This window comes from Arthrobacter sp. LjRoot78 (assembly GCF_964254335.1).
GTDB lineage: Bacteria > Actinomycetota > Actinomycetes > Actinomycetales > Micrococcaceae > Arthrobacter.
This window is the reverse complement of record NZ_CAXUTG020000001.1, coordinates 3,022,250-3,034,052: the sequence shown is the minus strand read 5'-3', so window position 1 is coordinate 3,034,052 and position 11,803 is coordinate 3,022,250. Positions and strand designations below refer to the sequence as shown.

The window sequence follows — 11,803 nt, the reverse complement described above, 5'->3', positions numbered from 1 at the left end:
GAAGATTGCCGTGCCCGTTGGACGACGGCTGGTTGGTGGTGTTGGCCCGGCGGTGGTGCAGGCCTAGCGGTGGTCGAGGCTACGGGCGATCTGCTCGCCGACCAGCTGGATGACCTGAACGAGGACGATGATCAGGACGATGGTGACGATCATGACCGTGACATCGAATCGCTGGAAGCCGTAGTTGTACGCCAGCTTCCCGAGTCCGCCGCCGCCCACCAGGCCGGCCATGGCCGAGTATCCAACCAGCGTGACCACGGTGGTGGTTGTGGCGGCTACGAGGGCCGGGAGCGATTCGCGCAGCATCACCTTGTTGATGACCTGCATTTTGGTGGACCCCATGACTTGGGCGGCGTCGATCTTGCCGTGGTGGACGTCCCGGAGGCATGTCTCCACCAGGCGGGCAAAGAAGGGAATGGTGCCGATGGACAGCGAGACTGAAGCCGCAATGGGCCCAAGGCTCGTGCCGGTCAGCAGGCGGGCCAGCGGAATGAGCGCGACCATCAGGATGGCGAACGGGATGGACCGGGTGATGTTGACGATGACGTCGCTCATGATCCGGTTGGTGACGGGCATCGGACGCAGTCCGCCCGGCGCCGTGACGTGCAGGAAGACGCCCAGGGGCAGGCCCACCAGTACAGTGAAGAAGGCCGAAATTCCGACCATCTGCAGTGTTTCAACGATGGCTTCGGGCAGCGCCTTCGCGAGGACGGGGTTGCTGAAGATGTCGTTCATGAGTTCCTTCCCGCCGCGTCGCCCAATTGAGTTTTATCCAAATCAGGGTCATCCAGATCCACTGCGTCAAGATCCACGGCGTCGCTGGCTGTTGTTTTCGTCCCCGCCAGTTTGGCGCCTATGCCTCGCTGGTGGAGGTAGGCGAGGACGGCGTCGTAATCCGCATTCTCGGCGAGCTGCACACGGAGGTGCCCGAACTGGTGGCCGCCCAGCGTCTCGACGCTGCCGGCGAGGACATTGAGGTCGATGTCGAAGTGCCGTGCAACACCGGTGAGGACAGGTTCTTTGGCGTTGTCACCGGCGAACAGGATTTCCAGGACCGGTCCGCCCTGCAGCGCACCCTTAAGGGGCTCTGAGGCCGGGAGCGGCAGGAGTGCCTTGGCCAGCTTGCTCTCGAGATCCCCGGCCACGTCTTTGAGCGCCCCGTGCTCGATGATGCGGCCCTTGGACAGGAGGGACACCGAGTCGCAGACACGCTTCACGACGTTCATTTCGTGCGTGATGATGAGGACGGTGAGCTGCAAACGCTTTGTGAGGTCCTGGATCAGGTCGAGGATTTCATCAGTGGTCGCAGGGTCCAGGGCAGAGGTGGGCTCATCGCACAACAGGACGTCGGGCTCGGCGGCAAGTGCCCGGGCGATGCCGACGCGCTGGCGCTGCCCGCCGGAAAGTTGGGAGGGGTAGGCGTTTTCAAACCCTTCCAGGCCCACGAGGGACAGCAAGTCGGCAACCTTGGCCCGGATCTTGTCCTTCGGCGTCTTGACCAGCTCCAGGGGATGCGCCACGTTGCCGGCCGCAGTGCGGGAGTCCATGAGGTTCGCATGCTGGAACACCATGCCGATGCGGCGCCGGGCGGCGCGGATTTCGGAGTCCCTGACGGAGCTTAGTTCCGTGCCGTCAATGCTGACGGACCCCGACGTCGGACGATCCAGCAGCGTCAGGCAACGCACCAGGGTCGATTTCCCGGCGCCTGAATGGCCAATGATTCCGTGAATGGAACCTTTGGGAACGGAAAGGGTGACACCGTCGAGGGCCACCACTTCCTTTCTCCCCTGGCGGTAGACCTTTCGCAGGTCAGTAACTGTGATCATTTATCCTCAGGAGGTTGGCCTCGGGCAGGGCATAGCACAAGCACGCTTTTGAACTTAATTATGTCAGCGGTGCCCTTGGCGAGTCACTTCCGCAGTATCTTCGGCGCAATGACTTTGCCGCCGCATTAGGTTCCGACTCAATGCCAATGCCGCGTTGCTCGTGCGGCCGTGCTGTGACAGGCAAAATTGCACCGGCCGCCTGCGCCGGCCAGCGACCCTGCCGGGAACTGTGATCCTCGTCCCAGACTGTGGCCCAGACTGTGGCCTTTTTCCCTGGAGGGCCGGGCTGGTCCGGGTTTTGTACGGCCGGCTAGAAGTCGCCCCCGCTGGCGTCTTCGGGCGGGAGGACCGGCCATTCGCCTTCGATCACGGCGGCGGGCTTGGTCTTGCGGAGATACGTCTGGAAGTCCGCGGCCTGGCTGGCCGCCCAGCCCACCTGCAGCTGATGGAGCTGACCGGCGGCCATCCGGAGTTTCGGGAACTTACCGGCCATGGCGTCCAGCATCCGGAGCGTCGCGAGGGCGTCCGCTGCGGACGTGTGGGCGTTGTCGAGGTTGACCTCGTATTCTTCGCAGAGTGCGGTCAGCGTCCTCTTACCCTTGCGGTACCGGTCCACCTGCTTGTTCATGATGTAGGGATCCAGGACGGGGAAACGGTCCAGTTGCGGAATCCCGTACCGGGCCGACTCTGCTGCCAGCACCGTGAAGTCATAGCTGGCGTTGAACGCAATAACCGGGACACCGTCGTCGAACAATCCCTGCAGCACCGAGGCGAGTTCGCGGGTCACTTCCGCGGCCGGGCGGCCCTCCTGGCGGGCCCGTTCGGTGGTCACGCCGTGCACCTCGCTGGCTTCGGCGGGGATCTCGATTCCGGGATCCGCGAGCCACTCATGCTCCTTGATGACGCTTCCATCGGCATCCACCACGGTGACCGATGCCGTGACGATCCTGGCGGCACGCGAGTTGCGGCCGGTGGTCTCCAAGTCGAAGGCGGCCCGGGGACGCGTGTCCCACGTGCCGGTGGTGGTGCTGCCAGTGGTGGTGCTGATGCTGGTGTTCCTGGTGCTCATACTTCAAAACTACCTGCTGCCTCTGACACTTTTGCGCCGGACTGCGGGCGTGCCGCCCGTCGGCGGGCTGGCTGCCTCGCGGTCGGGCCGCGTCGCGGGTGGCCGCTCACACGGGGCGCCTCGCGGGTGCCGGGGAACCGCTACGCTGGATTCATGCGCACGGAGTATGTCGAGGCGGTACTGTCCGTGGTTCAACTCGTCCCTACGGGATCAGTTGTCGCGTATGGCGACGTAGCCGAGCTCCTCGGTTCCGGCGGTGCGCGGCAGGTGGGCGCGGTCATGAGCCACCACGGCAGCTCCGTCCCCTGGTGGCGCGTCCTGAGGGCGAGTGGCGAAGCTCCGCAGGGGCTCGAGGCCGAGGCCCTGACGTACTACCTCCAGGAAGGAACCCCGCTCCTGGGCCGCTACCTGGACTTCGTCCGGAGCGGCGAAGGACGGTGGCGCGTGGACCTTGCGGAGGCGCGGTGGGCGCCCTTGGACAGTGACTTCGACCTCATCGACCTGATTGCCGAACGGCTGGAGCGGCGGCTCCATAAAATGTCCGCCCCGAATGATGAAATGACTGTGTGACACTTACTAACGACTCCCCGGAGATCCAAGCAGGGCAGCGGATCCAAGCAGGGCAGCGGATCCAGGCAGGGCAGCGTGCAGACGGGCAAACAGGCCACATACCAGTCGGCAGGCCCGCTGGAACGGTAGCCGGACTGAGGCTCCTTCCGCCAAAGCAGGTCCTCAACGTCGTTCCGGTTTTGTCACCGGACCAGCAGGCGGCCGTGGACGTCCCGCACGGGTCCGGTCCGGTCCTGGTACCGGGAGCCCCGGGTACGGGAAAGTCCACCGTACTCATTGAAGTTGCTGTGCGCCGGGCAGAGCGCGACGGCGTGGATCCGGAAAGAATGCTTGTGCTGGCGCCGAGCCGCCTCGCAGCCGACTCCCTCAGAGACCGCTTCACGGCCCGGCTCAACCGCAGCCTCAGTACGACGCCGGCACGCACCTGGGCATCGTATGCCTTCGATCTGATCCGGCGTGCCAAAGCGGAAGGCATCCTTCCGCTGCCGCGACCGCCGCGGCTCCTGTCAGGACCCGAGCAGGACCTCATCATCAAGGAACTGCTTGAAGGCCATGCCCTTCCAGGGCTTGAACTGCCCTGGCCCGAAGACCTGGGCGCCGCACTGGAAACCCGTGGCTTCCGCCACGAGGTACGTCAGCTCTTTGACCGGATCATTGAGTCCGGCCGGACGCCCGATGACCTGGTGCGGCTGGCCGGGCAGTGCAACCGTCCGGACTGGATCGCTGCCGCCGCGCTGTACGCCGAGTACCGCGACGTACTGGACCTGCGTATGCCGGAGGCCTTCGACCCCGCGGGAATCATCACGGCCGCACGCCAGATCTTCCAGGACGCCCCCGAATTCCTGGCCGCCGAGCGGGAACGCCTGCAGCTGATTCTCGTGGACGACATCCAGGAAGCCAACCCGGCCGTGTTCGAGCTGCTGGCCGACATCGCGGCAGGCAAGGATGTCTACGTGACGTCGTCCCCGGACACCGTTGTCCAGGGATTCCGTGGCGCCAGGCCCGACCTCACGGCTGAATTGCCGCACCTGCTGGCTCCTGCCGGCGCACCTGGAGAGGGGCTCCGGGATACTGCCGCGGGGGACACGGTCCTGGAACGCCCGCTCCGGGTGACACACCGCCACGCTCCCGCCGTCGCCCAGGCGTGGCTTGAGGTGGCGGCACGCATCTCTCAACGCGCCGGTGGCCGCTCGGCCCGCAGGCTGGAAAGCGCCGAAGCCGCATGCGGCCAGCAGCAGGATGGCCTCAAGCACCACGGTGTTGCCCCTGTCCGGGGCGATGTGGAGGGCCACGTCCTTCCGTCTCCGGTCCAGGAGCTGCGCTATGTTGCGCAGCGCATCCTTGATGCGCACCTGAACCAGGGCCGCGAGCTCGGCGACATCGCGGTGATCGTGCGGAACGGCGGGCAGCTGAACCAGCTTCAGCGCCACCTCGCCGGCCACGGCATTCCCGTGCGGGTTCCCGTGGCCGAATCTGCGGTCCGGGACGAAGTCGCTGTCCGGCCCCTGCTTGATGCCTATGCCGTGGCGCTGGATCCTGCGGCGCTGACCCCGGAATCGGCTGTGGCGCTGCTGACGTCCCGAATCGGCGGAGCGACTTCCATCGAGTTGCGCCGCCTGCGCCAGTCCCTGCGCCGAGAGGAGATCCTTGGCGGGGGAGGCCGCACCAGTGATGCCCTGCTCGTCGAGTCGCTGCTGGAACCCGGCGCGCTGGCCACTACTGGTATCGAAGGCCGCTCTGCCCGCCGTGTCGCGCGCATGATCGAAGCCGGGCGGCTGGCGGCCCGGGCCCCGGGCGGCAACGCCGAAACGGTGCTTTGGGCGCTCTGGAACTCCACCGGGCTCGCCGCACGCTGGACTGAGGCGGCACTGGCCGGCGGCGCAGCGGGTGCCAGGGCAGACCGCGACCTTGACGCCATGATGGCCCTGTTCCACACCGCCGAACGCTATGTAGACCAGTTGCCAGGGTCAGGCCCGGATCAGTTCCTGGAGTATCTGCTCAGCCAGGAGCTGCCAATGGACACCCTGGCAGCCCGGGCGCAGCTGGAGGACGCCGTGGAACTCATGACGCCGGCGAGTGCTGCCGGACGTGAATGGCCCGTCGTCATTATTTCCGGCCTGCAGGAAGGAGTGTGGCCCAACACCAGGCTCCGCGGAGAGCTCCTTGGCAGCACGCTCTTTGCTGACGCCGTTGAACACGGGGTGGAACACGCCCTGCAGTTGGGGCCCATCAGCAGGCTGCGGGAAATCCGCTATGACGAACTCCGCAGCTTCTCCACGGCTGTCTCCCGGGCACGGGACGTGCTCATCTGCACGGCTGTGTCGTCAGAGGACGAACAGCCCTCGTCCTTCCTCGACTACGTGGCTCCGCTGCGTCCCGGCCAGGATCGGCGGACATTCACCCCGGTGGAACGGCCCATGACCCTCCGTGCCCTCGTGGCCGAACTTCGGCAGCACGCGCAACTGGACGGGAGGTCCGCCGCCGAATCCGTCGAAGCCGCGAAGGTCCTTGCGCGGCTGGCGGTCGCGGAGCCATCCGTGCCCGGCGCCGATCCCGACTCCTGGTGGGGGCTCGCGCCGCTGTCTTCGGCGGAACGGATTGTTCCGGCCGGAGGAACGGTGTTCGTCTCGCCGTCCAAGGTGGAGACGGTCCAAAAGTCTCCGCTTGACTGGTTCATCCAGGCTGCCGGCGGAGAAGCCGCCACCGACTTTGCCAGGAGCCTGGGCACGCTGGTCCACACCATCGCACAGGACCTGCCGGATTCTTCGGGATCGGAATACGTTGCGGAGCTGGTCCGGCGATGGCCCGCGCTGGGCATGAAGGACAACTGGGAAGGCAAGCTGGATTTTCAGCGCGCCGAGGGCATGGTCCGGAAACTGGCCCAATACATCCTGGTCATGCGCAGTGAAGGCAGGAGCCTTGTCGGTGTCGAACGGGACTTCGAAGTGAAACTGGCGGACATCGTGGACGTGCCGCAGCCGGGACTGCCGGGAACAGCCGCCGACCCTGAGACCAGGTCCGCCGTTCTCCGCGGACAAGTTGACCGGCTGGAAATCGACTCCGAAGGGCGGCTGGTGATCGTTGACCTCAAGACAGGCAAGCGCCAGCCGTCGAAAGCTGATCTCGCGCGCCATCCACAGCTGGGTTCCTACCAGGCCGCGGTACTGGCTGGCGGATTCATGGAACCCGGCACAGCGGCCGCTGACGTTCAACCGGTGGCGGTTCAACCAGGCGACGTTCAGCCGGGCGGGGCCGTGCTTGCCCAGCTTGGCACGAGCAACAAGGGCCCTGGTATCCAGGTCCAGGAGCCGCTGGACAGCTCCGACAACAATTGGGCCCTCGACATGGTGAACGAGGCCGCACGGATTATGTCCGGCAGCGTTTTTGAAGCCCGCCACGATCCGGCCAAGTCCGGCCATGGTGGCCACGGCTGCCGGCTGCCGGAGGTCTGTCCCCTTTGCCTTCGCGGAAAGCAGGTTACTGAATGACAACGCCCCCTGACGTGCCGGCGCCGCGGTTTTCCCCTGAAGAGCTGACTGCCATGCTGGGCGAACGCAACAGCCCCACCGCAGAGCAGTCCGCCATCATTTCGTCGCCACTCACGCCGCGCCTGGTCATTGCAGGTGCCGGATCCGGCAAGACCGCCACCATGGCAGACCGCGTTGTGTGGCTGGTTGCCAATGGATGGGTCAGGCCGGAAGAAGTCCTGGGGGTGACGTTCACGCGCAAGGCGGCCGGTGAGCTCGCCAGCCGGATCCGGGCCAAGCTGGCGGCTCTGCAGCGGATTGCCGCGGAGGACACGGAGCACAGGATTTTTCCGGCGGGCCTGCTCAGCGAGGATGCCCTGGAACCCAAGGTATCCACGTATCACTCCTACGCGAGCGGCATCGTGTCCGACTACGGTCTCCGGCTCGGTGTCGAACGTGACGTTGTCCTGCTGGGCGGAGCGCAGGCCTGGCAGCTGGCCAGCGAAGTTGTTGAGGCTTTCGACGGCGAATACGAGCATTTCCGTGCTGCCAAGTCCACGCTGGTGAAAGCCGTCATCCAGCTTGCCGGCGAGTGCGCTGAACACCTGCGGGATCCCGCCGAGGTGCAGGAATGGCTGATGGGGCGCGTCGCGGAATTCGAAGCCCTGCCCTATGTGGCCGGAGCCAAGAAGAACCCCACCCAGGCCGCCGGAGAACTCGGCGCCATGCTGCGCACGAGGGCCAGCGTCGCCGAGATGGTGGGAAGGTACGCGGACGCGAAGCGGGTCCGGGGCGCGCTGGACTTCGGCGACCTCGTGGCCCTCGCCGCGCGGGTCGCCAGCGAGATCCCGCTGGCCGCCGAAGTGGAACGCCAGCGGTTCAAAGTGGTGCTGCTCGACGAATTCCAGGACACCTCGCATGCCCAGCTCGTGCTGTTCTCCAGGCTCTTCGGCGGCGGCCATGCGGTGACAGCCGTGGGTGACCCGAACCAGTCCATCTACGGTTTCCGGGGGGCGTCTGCCGGCCAGCTGTTCCATTTTGTTCGTGAATTCCCCGTCCGGGTCGAGGATTCTTACGCTGTGGCACCCACTTCCTACCTGACAACCGCGTGGCGCAACGGGCGCAACATCCTGTCCGCCGCCAATGTCATTTCGGCGCCACTTAGCGCCGCGGCCATTCAAGCCGGGCCTGCGGGGGAGCGGGACGCGGCGGACTCCGTGGAGGTTCCGCCGCTGCAGCCCAGCCCCGCGGCGGCCCAGGGAAAGGTGGTCATCGGACGCTTTGCGACCGACGAAGACGAGGCCAAAGCCATCGCGGCGGATGTCCTGCGGTACCGCGTCACGGATTTCGAAGACAACGACGGAACAGACCAGATACCTCCCGCGATGGCCGTTCTCTGCCGCCGTCGCGCTCAGATGGAATGCATCCGGCGTGAGTTCGAGGTGCGCGGAATCCCCTACGAAATTGTGGGCCTCGGCGGACTCCTGGACACCCCGGAGATTGTTGACCTGGTGGCCACGCTGCGGGTGCTCGCTGATCCGGGCCGTTCGGACTCGCTCATGCGCCTTCTGGCCGGAGCGCGCTGGCGGATAGGGCCGGCCGACCTAATGGCCTTCCGGGACTGGTCTTCGTTCCTTGCACGCCGCCGGGGGCACCCGGGGCAGGGCGCCGATGAAGGTGATGATTCCGACGCCGCCGTCATCGAAAGCGACATCACCGATGCGGCAAGCCTGGTGGAAGCCTTGGACTGGCTGCCGCGGGACGGCTGGACGTCGGCCCATGGCCGGACGCTGAGCCCGGAGGCCCTCAACCGACTGCACACCCTCTCGGCCGAGCTCCGGCAGCTCCGGGGATTCATGGGTGACGACCTCACCACCCTGCTGGGCGAGGTGGAACGGGCCATGCTCCTGGATATCGAGGTGGCGGCCCGTCCCGGCATCAGCATCCATCAGGCCCGGAGGAACCTGGACGCATTCCATGATGCCGCGGCAGGATTCCTCCACACCTCCCACCGGGTAGACGTCCTGGCTTTCCTGGCGTGGCTGGAGGCCGCGGCCACGGAGGAAGGCGGGCTGGACGTCGCCGCTCCGGACGTCAACCATGAAGCCGTCCAGCTGCTGACGGTGCACGCGTCCAAGGGCCTGGAGTGGGACGTCGTGTTCGTTCCCGGCCTGAACGCGGGAGCGTTTCCCAGCAGCCGCGATTCACGCTGGAGCAGCGGCAGCGCCGCCCTGCCCTGGCCGCTGCGGGGTGACCGCGCCGACCTGCCGCAATGGGACTTGGACCAACCGGACCAAAAAGGCTGGCTGGACGCAGAAAAAGACTTCAAGGCGGATGTCCAGGCGCACGGCGAAGCAGAGGAACGCAGGCTGGCCTACGTGGCTTACACCCGGGCGAAATACGTGCTGTGGGTGTCGAGCGCGGCCTGGGTCGGCTCCCGGGCCGGTATGGCGGAGATGTCGCCGTTCCTTTCCGAGCTGGGGCCCCTCGCTGGTGTCGCGACACGCATCGGCGGTCCGGACGGGGCGGCCCAGGAGCCTGCCGGAGGTCCGGCGGAAGATGCGCCGGAACATGCCGCCGTCGTGCATCCGGCGTCGGTGGAGGAGTCATCACTGCCGGCGGAAAGCCCGCTGACCCAGGACCTGGAACTGGCGCTGTGGCCGTACGACCCGCTGGAAGGGCCTGCCGATCCGCGCACCGGGACCAGGCTGCGGCTGGTTCCAGGGCGGCGAGCGGCGATGGAAACGGCCGCCGGAAGGGTCCGCGAGGCCATGGCCGCGGGACCAGCGTGGGACGCTGAGGGTCTCTCAGCGGGGGAGGGTCCCCGCCAGCTCCGGAGCGTTGCGGCCAGCTGGGCGCAGGAGGCGGCCCTGTTGCTGGAGCGCCGCTTTCGCAGGGCCGCAGTGCAGGATGTCCACTTGCCCGGCCACATCTCTGCGTCAACCTTTGTGGACCTGGGCGATGATCCGGGATCAGTCCTTGCACGGCTGCGGCGCCCCGTTCCCAGGGAACCAGGCATGTCAGCCCGCAAGGGCACGGCTTTCCACGCCTGGGTCGAAGAGTACTTCGGCAAGGCAGGCATGCTGGAACTGGACGAGGCGCCGGGCTCGGACAACCATATTGACGAGGCGTACGGGCTGGACTCCATGGTGGAGACGTTCCGGAACTCTGAGTGGGCGCACCGTGCCCCGGCCCATGTGGAGGTTCCGGTGGAAACGCGCATCGGAGACGTTGTGGTGCGTGGCCGGATCGATGCCGTGTTCCGGGACGCCGACGGGCGCTGGGACCTGGTGGACTGGAAAACAGGCCGCCGTCCCGCCGCCGGGCAGCTGAAGGTGAAAGCCGTCCAGCTGGCCGTCTACCGGCTCGCCTGGGCCCGGCTCAAGGGAGTGCCCCTCGACAATGTCCGGGCCGCTTTCTACTACGTGGGGGAAAATCAGGTGGTCCGCCCGCACGACCTCGGGACGGCCGAACAGTTGGAGGACATCGTTACTGCGGCCCTCGGCGGAACCACCGCACTGGCGAAAGCGTCCGGCTCGGCTAGTGGGACTTTGCGTCCACAATCGTAATGGCGGCGGTGGACGTGTCGTCCGCTGCCGGCGGGGCATGGGGCGTGGTTTCCCCATCTGCGCCGGCAGCCTGACCGGCTTCGCCGCCCTTGGCTGGCGGACCGGAGGCGACGGTGGTGGCGGGCTGTTCGGCCGGGATCGGTGATACATGGACCGAAGGCACGGCCCCGGCACCGGCCGGTTGGACCTGCGGGAGGGCTTCGACATGCACGGACGGTCCGTCCAGCGGAACGGGTTCCACGTGCACGGCGGGGACGGCCTGCGGCAAGGGTTCCACGCTGATGGGCTGACCGCCGTGCTCGGCGATGTCTTCGGCAAGCGAGGCCAGCATTTCTTCAGCTTCGCCGATCATGGACTCGTTTCCGGCCGCCAGGCCCTTGACCAGGTACTGGGCCAGCGCGAACTCGGCGGAGAGCGCCGCGCGGCGCAGCAGGTGGGCGTCCGGCGCATCCCTGCGGCCGGACGTGTAGTGGCTCAGCACGGCGTCCACGAAGCCCTGTTCGTTGGAGGCCACGAGCCAGGCCATGTCGTCGGCGGGGTCGCCGATGCGCAAATCGGTCCAGCCCGTCACAGCCGTCACACGGTCCCCGTCAACGAGGATGTTGTCCTCATGCAGGTCGCCGTGGACAACGCAGGGATTGAAACGCCACAGCGAGACGTCTTCCAGTGCATGTTCCCAACGGCGCAGGAGCACGGGAGGGATCTTCCCTGTGGTGGCAGCCTGGTCGAGTTCGTTGAGCCTGCGCTGCCGGAACTCATTGGGTGTGTAGCTGGGGAGGTCGGCGTTGCTGACCAAAGTCCGCGGAAGGTCGTGAATGGCGGCCAGTGCCGCACCTATTTCCTTCGCCAGACCTTCCGGTCCGGCTGTCAGTTCTTCGACGCTGCGGGTGGTGCCTGCCAGATGCGAGTACACAAAGGTGCTGAGTGCACCCTGCCGAACGGTGCCAGCCACCGTGGGCATCAGAAAAGGCAGTTCGGCCCTGATTCCGGGAGCAAACGCGCGGAGCACCATGAACTCCGTTTCCAGCCGGGCGCTGGCCTCAGCGTGGCGGGGGGAGCGTACCCGCCACTGCTTCCCTTCGGAGTCCAGGAGGAGGGCCGAATCAAAGTCCGCCGGATCGTCGGGTGCGGAACTCACGGCGGTGGGCGTCAGTCCGGGGACTGCCGCAGTTGCTACAGCTGCCAGCTCGATCGGTTTTCTTCTCACCCGTCCACGGTAGATTGACTGGCGCCCAAGATGGCGATGTACCACGGCGAGTCTTCAGATCGTGACGAATCCCCTTGCCAAACCAGTGTTCGGAA

The 11,803-nt window shown here is 66.5% G+C and carries 7 protein-coding genes; 3 read left to right on the top strand and 4 right to left on the bottom strand.

What is annotated here, in order from left to right; all coding sequences use genetic code 11:
- Positions 1-63: 63 nt before the first annotated feature.
- From ACSQ1X_RS14050 to ACSQ1X_RS14040, 3 genes are all read right to left on the bottom strand, one after another.
- On the bottom strand, positions 64-735 hold the full coding sequence (locus ACSQ1X_RS14050; RefSeq protein ID WP_028272597.1) for a methionine ABC transporter permease: 672 nt from the start codon (positions 733-735) through the stop codon (positions 64-66).
- Positions 732-1,826 carry a methionine ABC transporter ATP-binding protein gene (locus ACSQ1X_RS14045; protein WP_436058097.1) on the bottom strand — a complete coding sequence of 365 codons (1,095 nt, stop codon included), beginning with the start codon at positions 1,824-1,826 and terminating at the stop codon, positions 732-734. The genes ACSQ1X_RS14050 and ACSQ1X_RS14045 overlap by 4 nt, the downstream gene beginning before the upstream one ends.
- A 310-nt stretch (positions 1,827-2,136) precedes the next feature.
- On the bottom strand, positions 2,137-2,895 hold the full coding sequence (locus ACSQ1X_RS14040) for a 3'-5' exonuclease (RefSeq protein ID WP_055796603.1): 759 nt from the start codon (positions 2,893-2,895) through the stop codon (positions 2,137-2,139).
- A gap of 153 nt (positions 2,896-3,048) precedes the next feature.
- On the opposite strand from ACSQ1X_RS14040, the gene ACSQ1X_RS14035 reads away from it, so the two are divergent.
- The 3 genes from ACSQ1X_RS14035 (at position 3,049) to ACSQ1X_RS14025 (ending at position 10,501) form a co-directional block, all read left to right on the top strand.
- The gene (locus tag ACSQ1X_RS14035; protein ID WP_436058096.1) at positions 3,049-3,465 is read left to right on the top strand and encodes an MGMT family protein; all 417 of its coding nucleotides are present in this window, start codon (positions 3,049-3,051) and stop codon (positions 3,463-3,465) included.
- 98 nt (positions 3,466-3,563) lie between these two features.
- Complete coding sequence (locus ACSQ1X_RS14030; RefSeq protein ID WP_436059340.1) at positions 3,564-6,953, top strand: ATP-dependent helicase; 3,390 nt, start codon at positions 3,564-3,566, stop codon at positions 6,951-6,953.
- A complete protein-coding gene (locus ACSQ1X_RS14025) occupies positions 6,950-10,501 on the top strand; it encodes an ATP-dependent helicase (protein WP_436058095.1) in 3,552 nt (1,183 codons plus the stop codon). The genes ACSQ1X_RS14030 and ACSQ1X_RS14025 overlap by 4 nt, the downstream gene beginning before the upstream one ends.
- On the opposite strand, the gene ACSQ1X_RS14020 is transcribed toward ACSQ1X_RS14025, so the two are convergent.
- The gene (locus ACSQ1X_RS14020) at positions 10,473-11,708 is read right to left on the bottom strand and encodes a macrolide 2'-phosphotransferase (RefSeq protein ID WP_436058094.1); all 1,236 of its coding nucleotides are present in this window, start codon (positions 11,706-11,708) and stop codon (positions 10,473-10,475) included. The genes ACSQ1X_RS14025 and ACSQ1X_RS14020 overlap by 29 nt on opposite strands.
- Between the last annotated feature and the right edge of the window lie 95 nt (positions 11,709-11,803).

Excerpts from the sequence above, each read along its gene's own strand:
- ACSQ1X_RS14050 (WP_028272597.1), bottom strand. The coding sequence starts at position 735 with ATGAACGACATCTTCAGCAACCCCGTCCTCGCGAAGGCGCTGCCCGAA.
- ACSQ1X_RS14045 (WP_436058097.1), bottom strand. The coding sequence starts at position 1,826 with ATGATCACAGTTACTGACCTGCGAAAGGTCTACCGCCAGGGGAGAAAG.
- ACSQ1X_RS14040 (WP_055796603.1), bottom strand. The coding sequence starts at position 2,895 with ATGAGCACCAGGAACACCAGCATCAGCACCACCACTGGCAGCACCACC.
- ACSQ1X_RS14035 (WP_436058096.1), top strand. The coding sequence starts at position 3,049 with ATGCGCACGGAGTATGTCGAGGCGGTACTGTCCGTGGTTCAACTCGTC.
- ACSQ1X_RS14025 (WP_436058095.1), top strand. The coding sequence starts at position 6,950 with ATGACAACGCCCCCTGACGTGCCGGCGCCGCGGTTTTCCCCTGAAGAG.